Origin of the sequence: Komagataeibacter sucrofermentans DSM 15973 (genome assembly GCF_040581405.1) — a bacterium.
Classification (GTDB): domain Bacteria; phylum Pseudomonadota; class Alphaproteobacteria; order Acetobacterales; family Acetobacteraceae; genus Komagataeibacter; species Komagataeibacter sucrofermentans.
The window spans coordinates 1,419,120-1,442,783 of record NZ_CP137157.1; the positions used below are offsets into that span (position 1 = coordinate 1,419,120).

The window sequence follows — 23,664 nt, forward strand, 5'->3', positions numbered from 1 at the left end:
AAATGTCGGGCAGCCATGCCGCCCGGTTTATTTGGGAACAATCAGGTGCAGCAGCGACGCCGCCCCGAAAAACACGCTGGTGCTCAGCGACCAGATCGCAACGAACCATGCAATCCGCACGCCGGTGCGCGAGGGTGCGTCATCGCCATTGCCCCGGACGATCTCAGTGGTACCCATCGGTTTCCGTCACCTTTCCGCGAAAGACGTGGTAGGAATAGATCGTGTAGGTCAGGATGATCGGCAGCAGGATGGCGGTGCCAATCAACTGGAAGAACTGGCTCGATGGTGGGGATGATACATCCCACAGCGTCAGGCCCGGCGGCACGGCATAGGGCCACACCGTAATGCCCAGACCGGACAGGCACAGGAAGAACCAGCCCAGCGCGCACAGGAATGGCCCCTTCGAGTGCCCCCGGCGCAGCCCCATGACAAACAGCCTGCCCAGCACGACAACCAGAACCGGCACGGGGGCGACGAATGCGATGTTGGGCCAGTCGGTCCAGCGGCGCAGGTAGGGTGCGTGCAGCAGCGGCGTCCACAGGCTGACCGCCACGATGCCGATGAACAGGCCCACGGCCAGCCGGGCGGCCCAGCGGCGGCATGATGCCTCCAGCACGCCGGTGGTGCGCCAGATCAGCCACGTCGCCCCTAGCAGGGCATAACCGCACATGACCGACAGGCCACACAGGATGCTGAACGGCGTGAGCCAGTCGAGCGGGCCACCGGCAAAGGCGCCATCCACAACCTTGATGCCCTGCACCACGCCACCGAGGATCGTGCCCTGACAGAAGGCGGCGATGGCAGAGCCAGCCATGAAACCGGCATTCCACATCCCTTCCCTGCCCGTGCCGCGTGTCATGACACGGAATTCAAACGCCACGCCGCGAAAGATCAGTGCCAGCAGCATCAGCACGATCGGCAGGTAGAAGGCTGGCAGCAGGGTGGCGTAGGCACCGGGAAAGACGCCGTACAGCACGGCCCCGCCCAGCACCATCCACGTCTCGTTGCCATCCCATACGGGGGCGATGGTGTTGACCATCACATCCCGGCGGTCCGGGTGGCGTTCAAGCGCGAACAGCATCCCGATGCCAAGGTCAAAGCCATCAAGCACCACATAGATCGAAATGGCGGCCACCAGAATCACGGCCCAGATTATGGGGAGCCAGTATGCGAAGTCCATCATGCCTCAGGCTCCTTTGCCAGTAGAGGGATCAATCACGCCCGGATGCATGCGGGCTGCCAGAATCTCGGTCGCGAGGGAGGGCGGGGTATCGTGCTCACCTTCCTGCGGCGCACGGCCCAGCATACGGACCAGAATGCCCAGGCCGGAGCCAAACACGAGCACATAGACCACCACGAACGCCGTCATTGAAAACGCCATGGAGGACAGGGCAACCGGCGATACGCTGTCAGACGTGCGCAGCAGGCCATAGACGGTCCATGGCTGGCGGCCGACTTCCGTCGTGATCCAGCCGCACAGCAGGGCCAGGAAGCCCGCAGGCGCCATGCAGAGTGCGACACGGTGGAAGACCGGGTTGGTGAACAGGGTGCTGTTGCGCCGCAGCCACAAAGACCACAGTCCCACCAGCATCATCAGCATGCCAAGTGCGACCATGATGCGGAAGGAGAAGAAGATGACTGGCGAAGGCGGCCGCTGGTCACGCGGAAAGTCCTTCATGCCCGGTACCTTGCCGTTCAGGCTGTGTGTCAGGATCAGCGACCCGGCCAGCGGCAGTTTCACGGCATAATCCGTGTGTTCGGTCTTCATGTTGGGAATGCCGAACAGCAGTTCGGGCGCATGATCTTCCGAGACCCAGTCCCCTTCCATCGCGGCGATCTTGGCGGGCTGGTATTTGAGCGTGTTAAGCCCATGCGCGTCGCCTGCAAGGATCTGCAGCGGGGCCACGATCGCCGCCATCCACATGGCCATGGAGAACATGACCCGTACCGGCTCGCTGGAAAACTTCCCGGCCTTGCGGGCCTTCAGCATATGCCACGCCCCCGTGGCCCCCACGATGAAGGCAACCGACAGGAAAGCCGCCAGACCCATATGCACCAGGCGGAACGGAAAGGACGGGTTGAAGATGATGGCCAGCCAGTCAGCTGGCATGAAGCGCCCGGTGACCGGGTCTATGGTGTAGCCGCGCGGCGTCTGCATCCATGAATTGGAGGACAGGATCCATGTCATGGAAATCAGGGTGCCGACCGATACGCAGCATGTGGCGGCAAAATGCAGTTTGCGCCCCACCTTGTTCATGCCGAACAGCATGACGCCGAGGAAGCCTGCCTCAAGGAAAAAGGCGGTCATGACTTCATAGGACAGCAGCACGCCGGTAATCGGCCCGGCCTTTTTGGAAAAGATCGACCAGTTGGTGCCAAATTCATACGACATGACCAGTCCCGACACGACGCCCATGCCAAAGACGATGGAGAACACCTTGATCCAGTATCGGTAAAGGTCAAGGAATACGGGCCGTCCGGTCTTGAGCCACAGCCCTTCCAGCACGGCCAGATAGGCCGCCAGCCCGATGGAGAAGGCCGGAAAGATGATATGAACGCCTACGGTAAAGGCGAACTGAAAGCGCGCCAGAAGGAGTGCGGGGTCATGTGCGTACTGCATCGATACTTTCCAAAACTTATGCGAGAGAAATAGAAAATAGAAATAACTTCTCGGCATAGTGGTCCCGCAGGCATTGTACCGGCCTGAAAGGCTGGTATTGTGCTGCGGTGTCGTGGAAATGGTAGTAGATCAATCAGGCATATGACGTCCAAGAGGCATTATACATAAGATCATAAGCAGTGCTTATGATCGCATCATTTATAGGAGATGTATGGTTATATCAAAATATAGACAATCAGAAATATTGATAACCGATCACGCGATATTTGGCGGATATCCCCTGTTTTCAGGCAGGAGGCAGTCTCCTCCCGCGACCTGATTATTCATTCTGGATATAATGTGGGTTAGGCAGGCCTGATCCAAAGACCTGTTATGTCTGCATCCCTGAGCAGATGAAATTGAATACGAAAGCCTGTTTGATAGCATCAAGACATCATCTGGCGGTTTTGTTCCGATCCGAACTTCCGGAAGAGTGAGTGCCCGCACGCGACTTTTTTCGCCACGTCCGCGTTCGGTGTTCCGTCGATCGATCAGGGTCAGACCACTTTACGGCATGATCCTGATGTCATGCCAGTTCTCTATGGAGGATTGGAATGAGCAGGCTGCCGATGCTGAGCCGCGAGAAGCCATTATGCCAGAAGACAGCGTGCCTCTTGCAGTTCTTCCTTCAGTTTGCCCATAAGCTGATCTACTGGCATGGCCCGCGCCATAGGGGCGCCCTGACCGGCCCAATAAGCACCAAAACCACTTTCACCACAGTTTCTGGCAGCTTTGTTGAGTGTTTTCCCCGCATCATAAGTAATGGGATAATCGGGAGCCGGTGGAATACCGACACTGTCATTCAGGCTCGTAAACCGGTTTTGAAGACAGCGCGCCGGCCGTCCTGAAATGAGGTCGGTCATGCGTGTATGAAACGCGGCAGGCCCTGCCAAAGCCGTTCGGTAATCTTCATCCGCGCCTGTCTCCGGGCAGAGAATGAAAGCCGTGCCCATCTGTGCCGCGACGGCCCCCAGGCCAAGGGCAGCCGCCATGCCTGCTCCATCCATGATCCCGCCCGCGGCAATCACCGGAATGCGGCATTGGCGCACAAGGAGGCGGGTCAGGGCAAATGTTCCCAGAGCATCGTCGTGACCCGCGGGATCGAAAATGCCACGATGGCCGCCCGCCTCGATCCCCTGCGCTACAATCGCATCCATTCCTGCGGTCTCGGCGGCGCGGGCTTCGTCCAGGCTGGTTACTGTTGCCAGCAAAACAGCGCCTGTTGCCTTCAGGGCCGAAACCGTCTCAGGCGAAGGAAGCCCGAAATGGAAACTGACGACCGGCGGCTTCATATGCAAAAGCATATCGAGCATGTCCGGATCATCATTGAAGCTTCGGTAAATGGGATGCAGTTCGGCTGGCGGAACCGCACTGAACTCGGTAAACAGCGGTTTCAGCCAATCCAGCCATGCTTTGTTGCGGACAGGGTCGATTTCCGGCGTCTTGTGCGCGAACAGGTTAACGTTGAAGGGAGCGGTCGTCTGCTGTCGTATCTGGCAGATCATCTCACGCGCGGCGGTGGCGCTGGCAGCCCCTACTCCGACTGAACCAAGCGCCCCGGCCTGAGACACCGCAGCGGCAAGGGCCGGAGTGGACACGCCTGCCATCGGCGCCTGCACCAATGGAATTGTAAGGCCTAGCTGTTCAGGCCAGTTCATCATCGTTTCCCATCGCGCGAGCCGGTTATCTTCCTGTCCTGATTGTAGTCCATAGCGTTGATTCCGGTATTCAAAACCATATCATCACGCCTTTTTCCCAGCCCGGCTTCATGCGCCATGAAGTTCTGGTCCGGCAAGCCATGCCGCGATGGCACGAAAAAAGAGGCCGCATCTTGCACGACGGCCATACTCTGCATGCCCCCAATGTCAGAAACAAACCCATTTGCCTGATCAAAGCGTATAATGTCCTTTTTGGGAGCCAGCCTGCCTGTGTCATAAAGGCACAGGCCTCCTCTATCCTGGATTATATGCCCAGATGCGCCATCTGTTTCGCTGCCTTGTCGCCATATCGTACATCATGTTGCACACTACAGTCGCGCAGGCGGCATCATTGCCACCACAGGCTTCCAGTCCCGTGCTGGAGCGCGTGGTGCTGATCGCCCGGCACGGCATACGCAGCCCCACCCACCCCATTGCGGAACTGGATGCCCGAACGCACCGGCAATGGCAGGCATGGCCGGTGGCACCAGGTGAACTGACCGAACACGGCCAGCGTGACCTGTCGCTGATGGGGATGGCGTTGGGGCAGTATTATCGGGAGGCGGGCGTGCTGCCCGCGCAGGGATGCAGGGCCGGGGAACTGGCGGTCTGGTCTGATGCGGCCGACCGGCGCACGCTGCAGACCGGTGACATCATGGGTCATGCCATGATACCGGGTTGCCCCGTCACGCCCGGTAGCCTGCCGCCTGGCGTGCATGACCCGGTTTTCAACGACCTGCCCGGACAGGCCAGTTCCACCTTGCGGCAAGCTATCATGACCGACCTGTCAACCGCACTGGCGCGGGACAGGAACACACGCCCCCCCAGCGTACGTCTGGCGCAGGAAATGGCTCAGGCCATAATCCAGCCTGCCGGATGCACCTCCGGCCTGCCCTGCTATACCGCGCCGGACCGGGCTGTATGGTCCAACAATGCGCCGCACCTGTCTGGCGGCCTGTCACAATCTGCCGAGGTGGCAGAAAACATGCTGCTGGAATATGCGCAGGGCATGCCGTGCGCGCATATCGGCTGGGGACATCCCGCCATGCGCCATGCCATTGATACCTTGCAGCCCGCCCATACCTATGCCAGCCAGCTTCTCCGTCGCCTGCCTGCCGTGGCGTTCCCACGGGGTCATATTCTGGCTGGCATGATCATGGATCTGGTGACAGGCAAGGCCGTGCGCGAACCCAATGGCGACATGATCGCTGCCACCACGCCAGTTATCCTGTTTGCCGGGCATGACAGCACACTGGACATGCTGGCAGCGATTTTTGGCCTGAACTGGTCGTTTGCGGATATGCCAGACCCAACCGGTCCCGACACCACGCTGGGGTTCGAGACGTGGCGCATGCCGAACGGGCAGCGTCAGGTAAGGGTCGTCATATTTCATCAGGCATTGGATGCACTGCGCATGGAACAGTTCGTGGCGATAAAGCCCGACATACTGACGCTGCAGGCGTGTCATCATGAACAGGATGATCGTTGCACGATGGACAATTTCACACGGATTTTTAACGACCGCTTTAAAACCGGCAACTGAAATGAAGCTGATTTTTCAATGCCGACGGGGAGTGAGCAGGACCTGAAGGGATAAGCAGACGGCAAGCGTGTCCTTCACACACTGCCATGCGATCCCCTCCCCTTTCTTCTCGATAAATGCCGCCGACGTGACGCCCCGTAAGGCGGACATTCCTGAGGTCAAGCCGTAAACCATTGCCTGCACATAAAGAATTTGACATTGCTTTCTTGTATAGCGTAGTGCATATTTTTGGGTATATATCGGCGAACACGAGCAGGTGGAAACCTTACCAAGCTCCTGAAAAGTCGGTCGTAGATTGTCTGGAGATATGGCCGGTTAAAGCAAAAGATTTCTGGAATTGATAAAGATGCGCGCATAAGTCAGGAGAGGAAAAAATTGTACTCCCAGTTTATTACTGTTCCAAATATTGTTCGACTTATAGCCATAATTCTTATCTCTGCAGGTTTATGGACCAAATGGTGAATACATATTTTATATTCCCATAGGATGATTTTTATAGAAATCATCCTCAAAAAGTATATTTTTGGGCGCTATAAACATTTCCCGGCCAGTTTTCGGCGCAATTTCTGGCCACTGGCTGTCAGGCGGGCGCGCTCCATACCCCAGCGCGCGGAACAGCCACCTGCAACAAACCCCATCAATACGAGGGATGCGCGCACACTTCCTTCATTCAGCAAGGTTCCGTAGCCGCCATCCTCCGGCAAAGACAGGATTGCCTGCTTTTGGAAAGGGGTCAGGGTTTCCGATCCGAAATAGGACCGACTGCCCGCCATGTGCTGATCGCCGATAGTATATGATCTCATTGTCCAGTCTCCCGCTAAACGCATTTTGCGGAATTTCATCCGCAGCATGTGTCGTCACCTTGTGAATTTTTATAGGCTGACAGAAAAACGGGAGTCAGGTTGCGAAACGCGAAGAGATCAGGGCAGCGTGTGAAACAGATGACATGATCGATACTCCGTCTACCGGGCACCCCGCCCGACAGAACTGGCTGGATCACAAAGGCAGGTCTCCTGACTTGCGGGTCAATGACAGCGGTTCCATCTTCCCAGCCTGTTCCCCAGGCCAGTGACCGGTCCTGTTTCAATCAGGACGCACGATCCGCTCTCTCTCCGCTCACAGTTGCGGGGGCAGTCGACGACTTGTTCCCGGGCTCCGATCAGCCCTGCCGGAACGCACGGCGTTCCCTATTAACCCGTTCGCACGGGGCCTTTGAGGTAGCGCAGTCTGACGTATGGCTGACTGTAGTGCAAGTCTGGCAGCTTCCCGCCAGGGTGATGGCCACCATGCCTTTCGGATCGCTCAAAAATCTGTATTGCATAAGTCCTGTAACCTGTCGCATAGTCCATCCGACTATCAAGTCGATGGTGCCGTGCAAGCGGATTAATAGGGAACGCCGTATGCTCTGGCGGGGTCTGTGATGATCCGGGAGCCAGTCGGTGGCTGCGCCCGCAACTGTAGGCGGTATGTAGCTGGATCCGGTCATCTGATGAGAATCAGGTGAGTCACTGCGTGCAAGAAAGCAGGCGGGAAGACAGGACCATGCTGCCATGACCCGCAAGCCAGGAAACCTGCCATCGTCGCAAATCAGGCCAACCGGGCGGGACCGACCGGTAGCAGGAGAACGTCAGTGACCTGTCCATCCGCAGATTGGTGCCACCGCAATTGCGGCATCATATCCGAAACATTTTTCCGTTTTCGGATGCATGCCGGATATATAACAAAAAAACTTCTATAATGCCGTCATAATGCAGCAGGTAGTCAGTGTGCTCTACTGCCGATTATCGCTTTTTCGTCAAAGCCAAAGCGGAAAAGTTGATGGCAACCATGTACGAAACAGATCCCGTCGGCGCGATACACACACTTGCGCCCATCTGTCCCGAACAATCCCATGGCTTGCAGTTGCGCACACGTACCAGTCCATTGGCTTCCAGCTGAACGCGGTAATCCGGTTATGACGCAATGCGTGAATGCATTGCCTCCCAATTAAGTCCATGTCCGTTTGCAATGGTCAAAAAGATGACGTCTCCCGTTCCATCGCCCGAATTCATTCTGATACAGCAGCGTCGGCGCCGCCGATCAATTTCCATGTCCCGCCTTATGGAATGCGCACCCCGTCGCGAGGACGTGCTGAAAGCGGTCGCTGGCACGCCCGTTTGCGTTCCCAACCCTGAAGAAGCGATCCGTGCAGATGGGTTTTCCACATTCCTGCATATAGCCCCGCCAGTCAGCGGACTGCCGATCGTTTTACGGGATCGGGGCGACTATCTGGAGGAACTCTTCTCGCCCCTGCTGCTGGAGGCTCTGGCCCATGTCGATGCAGCTTGCGCAATATCAGACTTCCACGAGCCAGAAGCGCCAATGACTTTGCTGCAAGCCTATATTTCCGCGCAATGGACTATCGGCGCGCGTGATGCCGCCATGCACCTCTATGGTTTGCCGGGTTCAACCGCATAAGGCCTGCCCCCGGGCAGTATTTTACGCATGCCCGGGTCATTAAATGTGCTTCGTAAGGGTCACATCAGAAACGGCCACCACTCCAGAGCCCAACTGTCAGTTCCCCTTCGAGATAGGTCGTTTCCGTACACGTCAGGCCTGCTTCGGCAAACCAGTTCCGCATCTGGCTATCATTGAAACCCAGATGAAGATGTGCGTTCAGGTCCCGCAGTTCGGTGCGGCCATGTTGCGCGAAATCCACGACCAGTAATCGGCCATCGGGAGACAGAATCCTTGCGGCCTCGGCAATTGCGGCGGCTGGATGCTGCACGTAATGAAGAACCTGGTGCATCACCGCCAGATCAACACTTCCGCTCGCCTGTGGCAGGGAATAGATATCCCCCTGTCGCAATGCCGCCCGTTCCAGCCCGGCGGCTGCCAGATTGGTCCGGGCCACGCGCAGCATGGCAGGACTTCTGTCAAACCCGGTGATCAGTTGCGCCTGGGGCGCCAGCAGTTCGATCATGCGACCTGTGCCGGTACCGATATCGACCAGATGATGGATTACGCCCTTGCCGACTATGCGGCGTATTGCGCTTTCCACGTCCTGCTCCGACACATGCAATGAACGGATGGCATCCCATTCGACGGCATGGGTTTCGAAATATTCCTCAGCGGCTGCCGCCCGGACTGAACGCACCGCCCTGAGCCGTTCGGAGTCAGCCATGATTTCAGGATCGCTGCCCGACGGCCAACTGGCCACGGCATCGTAAACGGGCGCCATTTCGGTTTTATGGTCAAGGGTCAGAAACACCCAGTTTCCTTCCTTGCGCCGGGCTATGAGTCCTGCCTGCACCAACGTTTTGATATGCCGGGAAACCCGCGGCTGGCTCTGCCCCAGCACCTGGGCAATCTCCCCCACGGACAATTCCATATTCCGCAATAGCGCAAGGATACGCAGGCGCGTCTGGTCGGCCAGGGCCTGAAAGATAATGACCGGCGTTTGCATGAAAATATCTATATAACGAAATTCGCATATAGACAATAATAATTGACAGACTGATGAAATCTCTTTCTACTCTCACCCTGTCATGGTTCTGCACCCGGGTTTTTGGCGTGTAGCTAAGAGGGAAACCGGTATAAGCCGGTGCTGCCCCCGCAACTGTAAGCGGCGAGTGATGGTCCGTTCAGGCCACTGGAATGTATCCACATTCCGGGAAGGCAGGCCCATTGTGTCGACCCGCAAGCCAGGAGACCTGCCATGGCCGCATAAAATCCTCCGGCGGGGTGTCCGGGCGGGTCGCTACCCTGCCGTGCTGGACCTGGCCTGCTGCCGTGTTCGTGTGGATGATGCGTGGCACCTGCCCTGTTAGCCTCGCCCAACCTGAGTTTGAGGCTATCATGACTGTTTCTGTCGCCACCCTCGGCTTCCCGCGGATCGGGGCGCGCCGCGAGCTGAAAATCGCTCTTGAAAACTACTGGTCCGGTAAAAGCGATGCCGCTACCCTGCTGGCCACCGCGCGCGACCTGCGTGCTGCCGCGTGGGCGCGCCAGCGCGATCTGGGCGCGGATATCATTCCGTCAAACGACTTTTCGCTTTACGATCATGTGCTCGACACGACCGCCATGGTTGGCGCGGTGCCTGCCATTTACGAATGGGATGGGGACAAGGTCGATATCACGACCTATTTCGCCATGGCACGCGGCAATGGCCACCAGCATGACACATGCAACTGCGCTGGCGCACCAGCGGCGGAAATGACCAAGTGGTTTGATACCAATTACCATTACCTGGTACCGGAATTCACGCCCGACCAGACATTCCGCCTCGCCTCAGGCAAGATCGTGGACGAATACCTCGAAGCCCGGAAGCTTGGCATCGACACCCGCCCGGTCCTGCTCGGGCCTGTCAGCTACCTGTTGCTGGGCAAGGCCCGTGGCGGGGCGTTCAATGTCCTGACCCTGCTGCCACGCCTGTTGCCGGTTTATGTGGAAGTACTCAATACGCTTGCGGCGGCGGGCGCCACATGGGTGCAGATCGACGAGCCATGCCTGGTGCTGGACCTGCCCGACGGGGCCGATGACGCCTATGCCCGCGCCTATGCCGAACTGATCCGTGATGTTCCTGCCATCCGCTTCATGCTGACGACCTATTTCGGTGCGCTGGGCGATAATCTGGCAACTGCGCTGGGCCTGCCTGTCCACGGCCTTCATGTTGACCTGGTCCGCGCGCCCGAGCAGCTTGCGGATGTTGTGGCCGGAGCACGGCCGGACCTTGTGCTGTCACTGGGTGTGCTGGATGGACGCAATGTGTGGAAAGCGGACCTGAACGCCATCCTTGACCGGGTGGAACCCATCGTTGCAGCCGGTCGCAAGGTCATTCTTGCGCCGTCGTGCTCCCTGCTGCATACGCCGATCGACCTTGAGCGCGAAACCGAACTTGATGCCGACATCCGTTCGTGGCTGGCGTTCGCGGTGCAGAAGGTTGCTGAACTGGCCGTCCTCGCCAGGGCGCTGAATAACGGGCGCGACAGCGTGCGGCAGGTGCTCGATGCCTCCAGCGCTGCCGTGGCTTCCCGTCGCACATCGCCACGGATCAATAACCCGGCCGTTCAGGCACGCGCGGCAAAGGCGGACGCAACGCTCGCCCGTCGGGCATCGCCTTTCAGCCAGCGCCGCCCGCGCCAGCAGGCCAGACTGCGCCTTCCCGCCTACCCCACCACCACGATCGGTTCCTTTCCCCAGACCCCGGAAATCCGCAAGGCGCGCGCAGCGCATGCCCGGGGCGCGCTTTCGACCGAGGCCTATAATACCTTCCTGCGCGAACAGACCGCCCGGGTTGTGAAATGGCAGGAGGAGGTCGCGCTTGATGTGCTGGTCCATGGCGAGTTCGAGCGCAATGACATGGTCCAGTATTTTGGCGAACAGTTGGCAGGCTTTGCATTCACCAGGCATGCATGGGTTCAGTCCTATGGCTCCCGTTATGTCCGCCCACCCATCATTTATGGTGATGTATCGCGCCCCAAACCCATGACAGTCGAATGGTGGCGGTATGCGCAGTCACTGACCAGCCGCCCCATGAAGGGCATGCTGACCGGGCCGGTCACGATCCTGAACTGGTCTTTCGTGCGGGATGACCAGCCCCGCAACGTCACCTGCCGCCAGATCGCCTTTGCCATTCGCGATGAGGTTGTCGATCTGGAAAAAGCCGGGGCGGCGATCATCCAGATTGATGAGGCAGCCCTGCGCGAAGGCCTGCCGCTGCGCCATCGGGATTGGCAGCATTACCTTGACTGGGCTGTGGAAAGCTTCCGCATCGCGGCATGGGGCGTGGCAGATGCAACCCAGATCCATACCCACATGTGCTACTCGGAGTTCAACGACATCATTGCCGCCATTGCGGCGATGGATGCAGATGTCATTTCCATCGAGACGGCGCGCTCCAGGATGGAACTGCTCGAAGTCTTTGCCGATTACCATTACCCGGCGGAAATCGGGCCGGGCGTGTATGACATCCACTCCCCCCGCATCCCCACCGTGCAGGAGATGGTTGAACTCCTGAAACTTGCGACCGAACGCCTGAGCGCCGATCAGTTGTGGGTCAACCCGGATTGCGGACTCAAGACCCGCAAATGGGAAGAAGTCAGGCCCGCGATCGAGAACATGGTAGCTGCCGCGCGGACCATGCGCGACTGACCTCCGCCCTCCCTTCCCTTCATATGACACGCCTCCGCCCCTGCCGGGTGGGGGCAACCGGCCTGCCTGCCCACGGCCAGCCCTTCGCTGCGTGCACACCGGCATCGCGTTTAGGGGAATTGGGCGTTGCCTTCGCTTCGCGCATAATCAGCACGACCCTTGATTGGCGATGGCCCCGCGCGAGCGGGTTAAAAGGGAACGCTGTAACGCCCCGGCCGGATCATCATGTTCCGGGGGCCAGTCAGCGGCTGCTCCCGCAACTGTATGCGGTATGCCACCGGTTCGTTCACCTGCGGGTGAGCCACTGTTTCCGGCAGGAAATGGGAAGGCGGGAACCGGCAGGCCATGACTCGCGAGCCAGGAGACCTGCCTTCGTCTGTGAACCACGTCGTCGGGCGGGATGCACCGAAGGCAGGAGATTTCCCATGCTGTATGGGAAACGCAGTCGCTTTGTGACCCGGCCTGATGGCCACAAGCCCATACCCGCAATTCCATGAGCCAGCCATCAGGACCGGCGTGTTTTCGCCATCGGGCCTGCACGGCCTGAGCACGCCAGGCCGATGTTCCCATTCATTACAGGGCCATGGCCACAATGCCGGGATAGGCGCCCTGCGCCCCGGCATAAAAATTCTCCGTTATATCCGTCAAATTTTACAACTTGCGGCAAGCACGGAACCACGAAAGAGACATCATGCATACTGCGCAAAAAGCAACCGGCGTCTCGCTGCTTCTGAGCGCCCTGATCGCAGGCGTGGCCGTTCATGCACAGGTCCCGCCAGCGTCAACCCTTCCCCCTGCCGTGCTGGGGCAATGGGTCACGAAAAATCACAAGGGTGTTTTTGAAATCGCGCCATGCGGCACTCATCTGTGTGGCACGCTGGTAGGACTGGATTATAGTGACAGCGTTCCGCGCGACAGGACAGGGCGACCAGAATGCGGGCTGCCGATGCTGCGGGACTTTGCCAGGGATCCGGAGCAGGCAGACCGGTGGAATGGCTCGATCCTCGACCCCAATACCAACCATGTCTATCAGGCGCGTATATGGGTCAATCAGGCAGGACAGCTCAAATTGCGGGGGTATCTTGGCATTCCCCTGTTCGGTCAGACGCAGACATGGCTCCCATATGGTGGTCACATCGGGCCGAACTGCAGGATGACGCCCTGACCCGTCCTGTCGGTCCGTGCCAGAACGATGCCCGCCAGTCATATCAAAAGACCGCGGGCATCGATCAAAGCCTGTCTGTTACCGTGCCCTGTCCTGTTTCATGCCTGGCGGAACGCCATTGTCGATCAGGAGCTGGCGTAGCGCCACGATGACCGGAAATACTTCCTGATTCCGGTCACCCCCCTGTTGCCGCCACGCCTGCTGTTCAAGTTCGACGATTTCCCGATCTTCGGCAAAGACGCGCTCGGTAAAGGCGATTAGCAACGGCCATGCCAGATCCAGTAAAAACGGGATTTTCAACCTGCGTATGGAAAGCAGGCCAAATACCCGGTTGGTCAGTTCTTCCCGATCCTGTGGCACATACGCGATCCACAGTTCCATGACCGGTTCATCTATCCCCTGCGTCTCGATCCGCAATGTCTGATAGGGATACTGCGTACGGATGGTCATGATATCCCGATAGGCGAAATCCCGGCCATCCTTGCGGCGCTGCCCGTAAATCAGGGCCTCGCTCAGCGGCTGCCTGCCAGACGTGCGGGCAAAGGTATAGCGGGCCTCCACGAAGTCCTCTCCCCGCTCCATGCCAAGAAACCGTGGTTTCATGCTTCCGACCAGTCGGCTGTGCAGGATCTGGTGGTTCATGTCCATCAGGTTTTCATGCATGAAGCTGTAGTGACACTGCACGACTTTCCCAAACCGGCGGGTGCGGTAATGTGGGTCACGGACACGCGGAAAGTCCGGTAGCGCCACGCTGTCGGATTTTTCCAGATCCCCCATGAACACAAAGATGAGGCCATCTTTTTCCCTGCAGGCCCATGTCCGCAACCGTGGTGGTTCGTTTTCCAGCTTCATGCCGGGGGAAAAACACTGGCCACGCCGACTGTATTTCAGCCCATGATATGCACAGCGGACAAAATCCCCGCACACTTCTCCCTTGCTGAGCGGTAACTGCCGGTGGGGGCAGACATCATCCAGCGCAAAGATGGCCCCGGCCTCGGGCCTGACCACCACAATGGGCTGCCCCGCGTACCGTACGCCGATCGCCCTGCCCCGACGCAGTTCGCGCGACCATGCAACCGGATACCAGAAATCCGGATTGCTGCGGATACGACGGATATCCTGCTGTGGCGAGGCCACCCCATCCGGGATGGCTGTTTCCGATGTATTTCCTGTCATGATATTTTCAATGTCTCACGCTGTTGTCCGCACACGGGACAAAACGGATGTCGTTTTCGCAGAAGTCGTGAATGGACGTCCCTCGGTGCACCCATCATGAATTCTCATCAGATCAGACAGTATATTGCACGGACCCGGGAATGGGGCCCTACCGTCGCTTTTCCTGATATTCATGGCCGTTGACGGCGTTACGATCAGCAGGCGTCGTGGATACTTCGCCCTGATATCCCCTATCCATCGCACGGCACTGCATATGTCTGTTGGAAACCGGTTCAGGCCATCCACAAATCCCAGCAGGAGACCGCATCGCGGGTTAAGGTGGGAAAGAACATAGGGCAGTTCAGCGCCACCCCGCACCATATCGACATGCAGTCCGCCCATTGGCAGCGACATCACGTGCGGCAGGTTGCGCCAGAACCCGCCGCCACCTCCCACGAGAACAAGTTCCACCGCCTGTCCGGACATCTCCTCAGTCATGGCGCGCCAGGCGAAATCCATCGCCGTGATGCGTTCTTCTGTCATGGGGCCGGCCGTCATAACCGGTTCGTGAATCTGAACCCGGAAACAGCCGGCCATGGCAAGCGCATTCAGGACTGCCTTGTACACCGGAAGCAACTTCAATAACGACCGCACCGGGTCCGTACCGTCACTTTGGCTGCAGGAGGCAAGAAAACTGACCGGCCCCAGCATTATCGGCACGGTTGTTATGCCCCCTCGCCATGCGCTCACAAATGCATCCAGGGCAGGATTGCAGCATAGCTTGAATACCGTTTGATCCGTCAGTTCCGGAGCAGTTTTCCTACGATCAGATCCGGTGTCATCCAGTCCGACCATTCGTGCAGTCTGCAGCACGCGGTCATGCCCGTCTGGACAGGAATTGGAAGTGACATGCGATATGCCAGCGTCTCGCTGGAGCGCAATGAAGTCCGGGGTGTCAAAATCCGTGCCCCCGAGCGTGCCGGTCAGCAGCATGGCGGGCCGCCGCCTGGCTGTGTGTCATCGCACCAGATTCTGATTTCAGTTGTTCCCTGCCCTTTGCGGATAGCGGGCAGGCCCATGCATGGCTGCAAGGCTTGGCTCCTGCCTCCGGTTCTTCCCGCCCGGCGGCCGTGAGATCGACAGTGGCAGGTCTCCTGGCTCGCGGATTATCGAAGATCGTTTCCGCCTTCCCGTTGCTGTTGCAACAGTGGCCCATTTTCTGACGAAAATGGCCGATACGACCCCATACCGCTTACAGTTGCGGGAGCAGCTACCGACTGACTTCCGGGGCGGACCCTGCCGAAGTGGAACGGTATTCCCTTTTCATCCGTTTGCACGGAACCACTGACTGTGTCGGAAAAGATTATGCCATTGCCTGCACGTTTCCAGCAATGTTTTCCCGTCAATGCTGATTAGAGGGATGAAGGCGCTCTCTGGTTGATCATTTCGAGCGCATTCAACCACATATCTTTAGATAAAATCAGGATGTATATCCCCGGCCCGAGCCGGGACCTTCCCATCTAAAAAGTAATATTGCTATGCAGACCAAAAATGGCCTCGTCGCCGGTGCGGCGGGTGGGGAAAGACGGATCGCTGCCGCCGCCTGCGGGATGCCAGACGTACTGGAAGTCAGGCTGCATGACCATCCATGGCGTGACCTGGGCCTGATAGGTCAGTTCAAGATGGTTTTCATTGCCCGGTACCAGCGACTGACTATCCCGGTTGAACTGGCGGAACCCTGAACTGGCGCGGCCAATGCCCCAGCCCAGTCCGATCGTGTCATTGTCGCGCCCCTTGAACGGTGCCTTCAGGTTGACGCCGGCATCAATGGCGAAGCTGATCTGGTTACGATCGCCGCCATTGCCTGTTGCGCGCACGAATACGCCCACCGAACGAGCAGATGTAAGCGATGGCCGCCAGATCATCTGGTCGATGATGCCATAGACCATCCAGTTGCCCCGGTCCCAGCGCGAGGTCAGGTCGCTTTGTGACGTAGCGCTGGTGGCATTCGCCACTGCAGCCCCCAGCGAGCCACCATTGCGGTTGTAGCGGTAATCGGCAAACTTCGCGGTATCATAGTAGCCGCCCAGCTTGTACACGCCCGGCAGGCCGGGGTTCTTGGTCACGTTCGACATATCGGCAGGCTGGGGGTTGAGCGCGTATTGCAGTTCGGTCATCAGCAGCGCGCCGGTGCCCATGTTGAAGTTCGTGCCATTGGCGCCGTTATAGGTCTGGCTGGTGGGGTCGCTGTTGCTACCGAGATCCGACCCCGTGGCCTGCTGGATGGGCGTTGAGTTGTAGCGGTTGCCCGGCGGGTTGTCGTCGGCTGCGGCAAACATGAAGGTGAACTTCTCGCTCGGGCGGTAGCGGATGCGGATGGCGGGCGAGGACAGTGGCCAGGACGGGCCGCCACCATACAGGTTGACCGAGGGCGCCATGGGCCAGCCAAAATTGGCGTTCAGGTAGAGGGATGCATAATCGCTGACCAGAAATTCGGTATCAAGGTCCTGCTGACCAATCTTTACGTCCAGCTTGCCATTGAGAAAGGACTGCTGGTACCACAGCTCGAACAGCCGTGTGGAGCGGTCGGCCTCGAACCCGCTGATGGGGTTGAAGTTATTCAGGTGATCCTGCGAGATCGAACGCCCGCGGGTCTGCAGCGCGCTGACATTGAACAGGCCGCCCTTCAGCCCGAACAGCTTTTCGGTATCGACGGTCAGGGTGGGCATGGTCACGCCATCATAGGAGGGGCCGGTGCTGGAGCCCTGGCCATCGCCATTGGTGCTGGGGGAGCCACCGGTGCCGTTGCCCCAGACTTCATCGACTTCCTGAATGTCAAAGCTGATGCCGTGCTTGTACAGCCACGACCGTGCGCCCCACATGTTGCCCAGCAGGTTGCCGCTTGTATCGAGCCTGTCGCCATCGCCTGCGGTTTTTTCTTCCGCTTCGGCGGAGGCGCGTTCGGAATCACGCACGGTGGCGGGGTCGATCTGTTCGACAAGTGGGGTGGAGTTGCCGAGGCGGGCGCGATCTTCCGCGATCTGCGTCTGGGGTGCCTGGGCATAGGCAGTTGAATAAGCGAAGAGACTGCCTGCCAAGGTAAAATTCGCAAAAAAAACGCGGGCCGGGTGTCGTAAGACAAACGAGGAGCCGAGAAATGTCATTGGAAAGAAGAGCCTGTGTGGAAGCATTGATTAAAAAGAAACAGGGATTTCAACAGTTGTCATTTCCCGACAGGAAAATGAACACCCGCGCCATCACGACAGGACATCAGGGAAAACAAGACATCGTACCTTGACCCGCCTCCGGCTCCACCCGCCCGGCGACATATCTGGACTCGACGGCAGGTCTCCTGACTTACGGGTCACCGCGCTACATCCGCCTTCCCAACCAATGTCAGTGGCTGCTGCCAGGATATGGCAGCTAAGGTTGTAACGCTCGCCGTCTACAGTTGCGGGGGCAGTTGCCGACTGGACTCCCGGAGAGAAATTCTCCAGCCAGAGTCACACGACATTCCCTTTTCACCCGTTCGCACGGGACCGTCGACTTAATATTTGGTCTTATATGATTCTTCGATCTGGCAACGCAAGAGAGGATAATACGGATAATCACGCCAGATTCGAATTTTCCATCATCAATTCTGCCAGTTATTTCAAGGGCGCGCCTGTTTGTTTCAAATCATGTCAGGCCATGCGCTTTTTGGAGTTTTAGATTGGGAGAGAGTAGATTATACGACAGCCAACCATGCACGCGGAAGTCGGTGAAATTCCGGCACGGTTGCGCCACTGTAAACAGGACGGAATGATCTTCCTTATCCGCCTGAAAGTCAGACCCGCGCATGGTCCATTCCACGCGAGACAGGACGCATTATTCCTGGGGAGTCGTTAATGATGTCTGCTACTGCTACAGGTTCTCACGCCATTCCCGCGCCTATTCCCGTAAGGGAAATCGTGCCATGGCTGGTTTTTGGTCTGCTGATGCTTCTCGCCCTCTATTTTGTCGGGGCTGAAGAAGGAGCGACGTCCATTATTCCTGGCATGTATGTTCATGAATGGGTTCATGACAGCCGTCATCTCCTGGGTTTTCCCTGCCACTAACGGGAAGCCGGAACAATGGTCAGAACATTGCTTATTCGCGGGATGCTTGTGGGTTTTCTTGCAGGCCTTCTCGTATTTGGTTTCGCAAAAGTTTTTGGGGAACCTCAGGTTGATCATGCCATTGCGTTTGAATCCGCAATGGATGAAGCCAAGGCGAAAGCCGATCTGGAACATGGAATTCATGACATTGAAGAGCCAGAGCTTGTCAGTCGGAAACTTCAGGCCAGTTATGGCTTGCTGACAGGCGTAATGGTTTATTCAACTGCATTTGGCGGCCTGTTTGCCCTCGTGTTTGCTTATGCAAATGGACGCATGAAGAGTACCGACCCGCGTGTCGTGTCCATTCTGCTGGCAGCGACCGGCCTCATTGCAGTCTATGTCGTGCCAAACATCAAATATCCTGCCAACCCGCCATCCGTGGGGAACCCGGATACGATTGGCATGAGGACAGAGTTATATTTCATAATGATGTTGATCTCTCTCCTCGCGATGATTGCAGCCACTGCCATCCAGGGGCGCTTGCGCTTGCAATATAGTGCATGGACGGCAACCTATATTGCCGCAGCCTGTTACGGTTTGATCGTTTTTGCCACGGGTGAACTGCTTCCTGCGGTTGATGAAGTTCCGGCCAGTTTCCCGGCCGACCTGCTCTGGAACTTCCGCATTGATTCCCTTGGCATGCAGATTATCATGTGGGCATCACTGGGGCTCGGGTTTGGAGCCCTCACGGATTATGCCAATCGAAACCAGTTTGGATATCGCGGCAGACTTGAAAACCGCGCTACCTTTCACTGATCGTAAAATCCAGAAATACTGCAGAAACTGGCGCCAGCTTATAGCTGCGCCAGCCTTCTGTTTAGAACAGAACACGTTCATCGCAGCGCGATCCGCCCTTAATTGGAAAATGATGACCTGCGGCTTTTCTGAGCCCTTGTTCCGCGCAGGTTCGTAATCAGTCCGATCCGGCAAATGCGGGAACGGCCTGTCTGGACCCCACCATAAATTCGGCAAGTCCGGCGTTCATCGCACGCTGGAACGCATCGAGCGTCTCGGCGCTAACGTAATGTTCCAATCCTTCGGCGTCGATCCGCGCATTTTCCTGGCTGATCCCAAGTGACAGCAGGAATGCCTCGACGATGCGGTGCCGGGTACGGACTGCTTCCGCCATCTCCCGTCCTGCCTCGCTGAGGAACACTCCGCGGTATGGCTTACGGACGACAAGCCCTTCATCCGTCAGGCGAACCAGCATCTTGGCCACGGTCGGCTGCGAGACCCCCAGACGTTCCGCCAGATCGACCTGACGGGCTTCGTTACCTTCATCCAGAAGGTCGGCAATCAGCTCCACATAATCTTCGATCAGGGCATTCTGCCTTGCCATCCGGTTGGCGCGAAACCCTTCTGAATGGATTTTCGAGTCCGGGAGCGTATCGGCAGCTTTCTTGAGCTGCTGTAAATCGTTTTGTCTCATTGGGATTTCCACTCCTACGGCAGCAGGCCAACAACATTATTCTTATTAGCATACTTCATCATAAAATGCATAATATGGCATTTGCTGTAGAAAATCGCTTCTGCCCGATTGTTTTCCCTATGCTTTCTATTATAGCATATTGCATATATCCATCGGATTCGATTTAGTGTGCCACCATGCCCAATAATTCATGCCCCACCCCTCTCCCGTCCGCGCCAGAAAAGACGGCGTGGCGTTTTGCAAGCCCCACAGAAGCAGGTAGCAACAGCCTGCCGGAAGTCTTTGCCAGCGTGCGGCTGCCATCTGGCAACGCGCCTTGGTTCCGCCGCTTCCTGGCCTTCGTGGGACCAGGCTATATGGTCTCGGTCGGTTATATGGACCCGGGCAACTGGGCCACGGATCTGCAGGGGGGCGCGCAATTCGGTTACACCCTTCTTGCCGTCATCATGCTGTCGAACCTGATGGCCATTCTGCTGCAGGCGCTATCGGCCCGACTAGGCATCGCAACGGGGCGCGATCTCGCGCAGGCATGCCGCGATCACTTTCCGCCCATCGTCAACATCACGCTGTGGCTGGCCTGTGAACTGGCCATCATCGCCTGCGACCTGGCCGAGGTCATCGGCACAGCCGTGGCCCTGCAACTGCTCTTTGGCATCCCCCTGCTGGTCGGTGCCGTAATCTCGGTGCTCGACGCCTTTATTGTCCTTGTGCTGATGAACCGGGGCTTCCGTTATCTGGAAGCATTCATCATCGGCCTGCTCAGCGTGATTGCAATCTGCTTTGCTGTGCAGGTCGTGGCGGCGGCGCCACCGCTGGCAGGCATCCTGAAGGGCTTCCTGCCCTCGACCGAGATCGTGACCAACAGCCAGATGCTGTATATCGCGATCGGCATTATCGGGGCGACGGTCATGCCCCATAACCTTTACCTGCATTCTTCAATCGTGCAGACCCGCGCCTTCGAGCGCACGCCCGTCGGGCGGCGCGAGGCGATCCGCTGGTCGACATGGGACAGCACGATTGCCCTGATGCTGGCCCTGTTCATCAACGCCGCCATCCTGATCGTTGCGGCCGCCGCGTTTCATACGACCGGCCATCAGGATGTAGCCGAAATCGAGGATGCCTATCGTCTCCTGTCGCCAATCCTGGGCATGGGCATTGCGTCTACCCTGTTTGCCGTAGCCCTGCTGGCAGCGGGCACCAACTCGACCATTACCGGCACGCTGGCTGGCCAGATCATCATGGAAGGTTTTCTGCGGCTTCGTATCCCACACTGGGCACGCCGCCTGCTGACACGCGGGCTCGCGATCATTCCTGTCGTGATTGTTACGGCAATTTATGGCAGCAGCGGCGTGGGGCAACTGCTCCTGTTCAGCCAGGTGATCCTGTCAATGCAACTGCCCTTCGCGGTGATCCCGCTGGTCATGTTCGTATCCGACCGACGGAAAATGGGCGAGTTCGTGATCTCCAGAAAACTTGCCGTGCTGTCATGGATCGTGGCTGCCATTATTCTGCTGCTCAACTTCAAGCTGCTTTACGACACGATCTTCCCCGCCCAGCCCTGACCAGTTCTGTCATTATCAGAAAAATCCGGACGGCATGCGCACATTGAAATCTGTGCGCATGCCGTTTTTGTTTTGCCGGCCATGTCATGGCCAGTGGTGTGGCATGAGATCCTGATAGCCTGATTTTGATTGTGTAGGGATGCCCGTGGCCAGATGCCATGCTCCGTCATATCCGGAGATCAGCCTCTTGCGTTTATGGTATGGTACGTTACCATACCTCTGCTAGCACGAAGGATCCATTTCAACTTATGGTCACAGCACAGTCATGCCATCCCGTTCCACAGGAAAAGGGGCTGCGGCCCAAGGGTATTGATCGGCTCAGGAAGCTGACGCACTCCGCTACCGAGCTTTTCCTCGAACATGGCTACGAGGCCACTTCGGTGGACATGCTGATCCAGAAGGTGGGTGGGTCAAGGCGGAACATTTATGAGCGCTTCGGGGGCAAGGAAGGGCTTTTTTCCACGGTGATCGCGGAAGAATGCAGGAGACTGGCAGAACCCCTTGAAAATCTGACGCTGGAAGATGCCTGCATCAGGCAGACGCTAGAGCAGTTCGGTTCTGAAATTCTCCATATCATCAAACAGCCTCGGGTGATCGAACTGCACCGCCTGATGATCGCGGAAGGCAAGCGGTTTCCCCAGCTCTCGCGAACCATCTGGTCTGCCGGCCACCACAATGCAAAGTCGGTGCTGGCAGGCTGGATCCGTAAACAGCAGGCCCAGGGCAGGCTGCGCACGGATATGGATGCCTCTGGCCTGGCTTACGCCTTCATCCATATGGTCACGGGTGAAGCACAGTTGCAGTTGCTGACTGGTGGCCCCCGAACGACCGCCGATCAGGATGGAAATACGATCGCCCTGTCGGTCTCCCTTTTCCTCACGGCAGCCCAGGACACGGATCATGCGTAACATTTCTGCAAAACAGATTCTTGCTTATGCGCTGGTCGGTTTTTTCATAATCGGCGCGATTGGCAACATCCTTGCGCCAAAGACCATTGCGGATGAATACGCACGGTGGGGCTATCCCGACTGGTTCCATTTTGTAACCGGCAGCCTTGAACTCACGTCGGCTGTGCTGATGGCCCGACAGGCAACCCGGACGATTGGCAGCCTGCTCGCTGCCTGCATCATGGCATCCGCAATCATGACCGTAATATTCCATGGTGAATACACCCACGCGATTGCCCCGGCCGTCGTGCTTGGTTGCGTGGCGCTGTCCGTCTATCTCCACAGGAAATGATCAAATCATGCCTGTCGGGCATGTGAGCGCAGTTTCCGTACCATCATCTGAAGAGGTTCATACATGACCCAGATCCAACCCATTGCCCTCGTCAGCGGGGCGACACGTGGTATTGGCCGCGCCATCGCGCAGGGACTTGCCAGCAAGGGCGTAAAGGTCCTGTTGGGTGCCCGAAACCTTGAGGCTGGCCAGAAAGTTGCAGCCCAAATCAGCACGCCCGCCACACAGGTCGAAGCCGTTGAACTGGATACAACCAGTCAGGCCACCATCGACAATCTGGTAACGTTCATCCGCGAGAAGTACGGTCGTCTGGATATTCTCGTGAACAATGCCGGTATCAGTCTGGATTTCTACCCGGATACCCCGGTTCGGGAAAAACTGTCGCGCACGCTCGAGACGAATGTCGTGGGCACGGCCGCCCTTACAGAAGCCATGATTCCGCTGCTTGAAAAGTCCGGACACGCAAGGATCGTGAACGTGTCATCCGTTCTGGCCTCGTTTACAAGTCGCGCCCAGCCGGACTGGATCTACAAGGACGTCGCCATGCCGACCTACCAGGCCTCCAAGGCGGCACTTAATTCCCTGACGCTCAGCTACGCAAAGCTGCTGATGGAAAAAAATATCAAGGTAAACGCCATCTGCCCCGGCCTGACCGCTACGGATGCCACCAACCATTATGGTGACCGCAAGCCCGATCAGGCGGCACAGGTCGCCATTCAATACGCGCTGCTTGATGACGCGGGCCCGACAGGAACCTTTTGTGATGAAAACGGTCGCGTGGGCTGGTAGCGGGCGAAAATTTTCATCGGGATCTGATCCATGCCTTCCCCCCCCCCGGCGTCATCTGCCGGGGGATCAGTGCATGATCGATGTGGAGCCTTGGGTATGATCCGCCGGTGGCATTGCCGGGATCGTCTTTCGCCCCAGTTCTGATTTACCGCGCAGGG

Annotated in this window: 21 protein-coding genes and 6 riboswitches; of the genes, 10 read left to right on the forward strand and 11 right to left on the reverse strand. The window is 57.8% G+C overall.

What is annotated here, in order from left to right; genetic code table 11:
- Positions 1–27: 27 nt before the first annotated feature.
- From R5N89_RS06955 to R5N89_RS06975, 5 genes are all read right to left on the reverse strand, one after another.
- Positions 28–177: a DUF2474 domain-containing protein gene (locus R5N89_RS06955; RefSeq protein ID WP_110569868.1), complete on the reverse strand. Its 150-nt coding sequence runs from the start codon at positions 175–177 to the stop codon at positions 28–30.
- On the reverse strand, positions 164–1,183 hold the full coding sequence (gene cydB, locus R5N89_RS06960; protein ID WP_110569867.1) for a cytochrome d ubiquinol oxidase subunit II: 1,020 nt from the start codon (positions 1,181–1,183) through the stop codon (positions 164–166). Before cydB ends, R5N89_RS06955 begins: the two co-directional genes overlap by 14 nt.
- 3 nt (positions 1,184–1,186) lie before the next feature.
- Positions 1,187–2,620, reverse strand: a complete 1,434-nt coding sequence (locus R5N89_RS06965) for a cytochrome ubiquinol oxidase subunit I (protein WP_110569866.1) — start codon at positions 2,618–2,620, stop codon at positions 1,187–1,189.
- Between the two features lie 629 nt (positions 2,621–3,249).
- A complete protein-coding gene (locus tag R5N89_RS06970) occupies positions 3,250–4,320 on the reverse strand; it encodes a nitronate monooxygenase family protein (RefSeq protein WP_279629368.1) in 1,071 nt (356 codons plus the stop codon).
- A complete protein-coding gene (locus R5N89_RS06975) occupies positions 4,317–4,505 on the reverse strand; it encodes a hypothetical protein (RefSeq protein WP_146220225.1) in 189 nt (62 codons plus the stop codon). Before R5N89_RS06975 ends, R5N89_RS06970 begins: the two co-directional genes overlap by 4 nt.
- Positions 4,506–4,633: 128 nt before the next feature.
- Between R5N89_RS06975 and R5N89_RS06980 the strand changes: the two genes are divergently transcribed.
- Positions 4,634–5,899 carry a histidine-type phosphatase gene (locus R5N89_RS06980; RefSeq protein WP_110569864.1) on the forward strand — a complete coding sequence of 422 codons (1,266 nt, stop codon included), beginning with the start codon at positions 4,634–4,636 and terminating at the stop codon, positions 5,897–5,899.
- Positions 5,900–6,429: 530 nt separating this feature from the next.
- Here the strand turns inward: R5N89_RS06980 and R5N89_RS06985 are convergent.
- Positions 6,430–6,750 (reverse strand): hypothetical protein, encoded by a 321-nt coding sequence (locus R5N89_RS06985; protein WP_244192254.1) that lies wholly within the window; start codon positions 6,748–6,750, stop codon positions 6,430–6,432.
- 134 nt (positions 6,751–6,884) lie between these two features.
- Positions 6,885–7,128, reverse strand: a riboswitch (cobalamin riboswitch).
- Between the two features lie 119 nt (positions 7,129–7,247).
- Positions 7,248–7,493: riboswitch (cobalamin riboswitch) on the forward strand.
- Positions 7,494–7,861: 368 nt separating this feature from the next.
- On the opposite strand from R5N89_RS06985, the gene R5N89_RS06990 reads away from it, so the two are divergent.
- Positions 7,862–8,356, forward strand: coding sequence for a hypothetical protein (locus tag R5N89_RS06990; protein ID WP_110569863.1), 495 nt, complete (start codon positions 7,862–7,864; stop codon positions 8,354–8,356).
- A 64-nt stretch (positions 8,357–8,420) separates the two neighbouring features.
- Here R5N89_RS06990 and R5N89_RS06995 read toward each other — a convergent pair whose 3' ends face one another.
- The gene (locus R5N89_RS06995) at positions 8,421–9,344 is read right to left on the reverse strand and encodes a metalloregulator ArsR/SmtB family transcription factor (protein WP_110569862.1); all 924 of its coding nucleotides are present in this window, start codon (positions 9,342–9,344) and stop codon (positions 8,421–8,423) included.
- A gap of 66 nt (positions 9,345–9,410) precedes the next feature.
- Positions 9,411–9,614, forward strand: a riboswitch (cobalamin riboswitch).
- A gap of 122 nt (positions 9,615–9,736) precedes the next feature.
- On the opposite strand from R5N89_RS06995, the gene metE reads away from it, so the two are divergent.
- Both metE and R5N89_RS07005 read left to right on the forward strand, forming a co-directional pair.
- Complete coding sequence (gene metE / locus R5N89_RS07000) at positions 9,737–12,031, forward strand: 5-methyltetrahydropteroyltriglutamate--homocysteine S-methyltransferase (RefSeq protein ID WP_354680711.1); 2,295 nt, start codon at positions 9,737–9,739, stop codon at positions 12,029–12,031.
- Between the two features lie 153 nt (positions 12,032–12,184).
- A riboswitch (cobalamin riboswitch) is annotated at positions 12,185–12,420 on the forward strand.
- A gap of 302 nt (positions 12,421–12,722) precedes the next feature.
- Positions 12,723–13,196 (forward strand): DUF2147 domain-containing protein, encoded by a 474-nt coding sequence (locus R5N89_RS07005; RefSeq protein WP_110569861.1) that lies wholly within the window; start codon positions 12,723–12,725, stop codon positions 13,194–13,196.
- Between the two features lie 78 nt (positions 13,197–13,274).
- Here R5N89_RS07005 and R5N89_RS07010 read toward each other — a convergent pair whose 3' ends face one another.
- The 3 genes from R5N89_RS07010 to R5N89_RS07020 all read right to left on the reverse strand — a co-directional run bounded on the left by R5N89_RS07010 (position 13,275) and on the right by R5N89_RS07020 (position 17,515).
- Positions 13,275–14,372 (reverse strand): aromatic ring-hydroxylating dioxygenase subunit alpha, encoded by a 1,098-nt coding sequence (locus R5N89_RS07010; RefSeq protein ID WP_110569860.1) that lies wholly within the window; start codon positions 14,370–14,372, stop codon positions 13,275–13,277.
- Between the two features lie 15 nt (positions 14,373–14,387).
- On the reverse strand, positions 14,388–15,344 hold the full coding sequence (locus R5N89_RS07015; protein WP_110569859.1) for a 5-methyltetrahydropteroyltriglutamate--homocysteine methyltransferase: 957 nt from the start codon (positions 15,342–15,344) through the stop codon (positions 14,388–14,390).
- Positions 15,345–15,477: 133 nt separating this feature from the next.
- A riboswitch (cobalamin riboswitch) is annotated at positions 15,478–15,712 on the reverse strand.
- A gap of 159 nt (positions 15,713–15,871) precedes the next feature.
- Entirely contained in the window at positions 15,872–17,515 is a 1,644-nt protein-coding gene (locus R5N89_RS07020) for a carbohydrate porin (RefSeq protein WP_244192252.1), read from the reverse strand.
- Positions 17,516–17,675: 160 nt separating this feature from the next.
- A riboswitch (cobalamin riboswitch) is annotated at positions 17,676–17,910 on the reverse strand.
- Between the two features lie 331 nt (positions 17,911–18,241).
- On the opposite strand from R5N89_RS07020, the gene R5N89_RS07025 reads away from it, so the two are divergent.
- Positions 18,242–18,448: a CbtB-domain containing protein gene (locus R5N89_RS07025; protein ID WP_110569882.1), complete on the forward strand. Its 207-nt coding sequence runs from the start codon at positions 18,242–18,244 to the stop codon at positions 18,446–18,448.
- Positions 18,449–18,463: 15 nt separating this feature from the next.
- The gene (locus tag R5N89_RS07030) at positions 18,464–19,243 is read left to right on the forward strand and encodes a CbtA family protein (RefSeq protein ID WP_110569858.1); all 780 of its coding nucleotides are present in this window, start codon (positions 18,464–18,466) and stop codon (positions 19,241–19,243) included.
- Between the two features lie 157 nt (positions 19,244–19,400).
- Here R5N89_RS07030 and mntR read toward each other — a convergent pair whose 3' ends face one another.
- A complete protein-coding gene (gene mntR / locus R5N89_RS07035; RefSeq protein ID WP_110569857.1) occupies positions 19,401–19,916 on the reverse strand; it encodes a manganese-binding transcriptional regulator MntR in 516 nt (171 codons plus the stop codon).
- 176 nt (positions 19,917–20,092) lie between these two features.
- Between mntR and R5N89_RS07040 the strand changes: the two genes are divergently transcribed.
- The 4 genes from R5N89_RS07040 (at position 20,093) to R5N89_RS07055 (ending at position 23,506) form a co-directional block, all read left to right on the forward strand.
- Complete coding sequence (locus R5N89_RS07040) at positions 20,093–21,478, forward strand: Nramp family divalent metal transporter (protein ID WP_110569856.1); 1,386 nt, start codon at positions 20,093–20,095, stop codon at positions 21,476–21,478.
- 386 nt (positions 21,479–21,864) lie between these two features.
- The gene (locus tag R5N89_RS07045; protein ID WP_354680712.1) at positions 21,865–22,386 is read left to right on the forward strand and encodes a TetR/AcrR family transcriptional regulator C-terminal domain-containing protein; all 522 of its coding nucleotides are present in this window, start codon (positions 21,865–21,867) and stop codon (positions 22,384–22,386) included.
- On the forward strand, positions 22,379–22,717 hold the full coding sequence (locus R5N89_RS07050; protein ID WP_110569854.1) for a DoxX family protein: 339 nt from the start codon (positions 22,379–22,381) through the stop codon (positions 22,715–22,717). The genes R5N89_RS07045 and R5N89_RS07050 overlap by 8 nt, the downstream gene beginning before the upstream one ends.
- A gap of 63 nt (positions 22,718–22,780) precedes the next feature.
- The gene (locus tag R5N89_RS07055) at positions 22,781–23,506 is read left to right on the forward strand and encodes an SDR family oxidoreductase (protein ID WP_110569853.1); all 726 of its coding nucleotides are present in this window, start codon (positions 22,781–22,783) and stop codon (positions 23,504–23,506) included.
- Positions 23,507–23,664 lie beyond the last annotated feature (158 nt).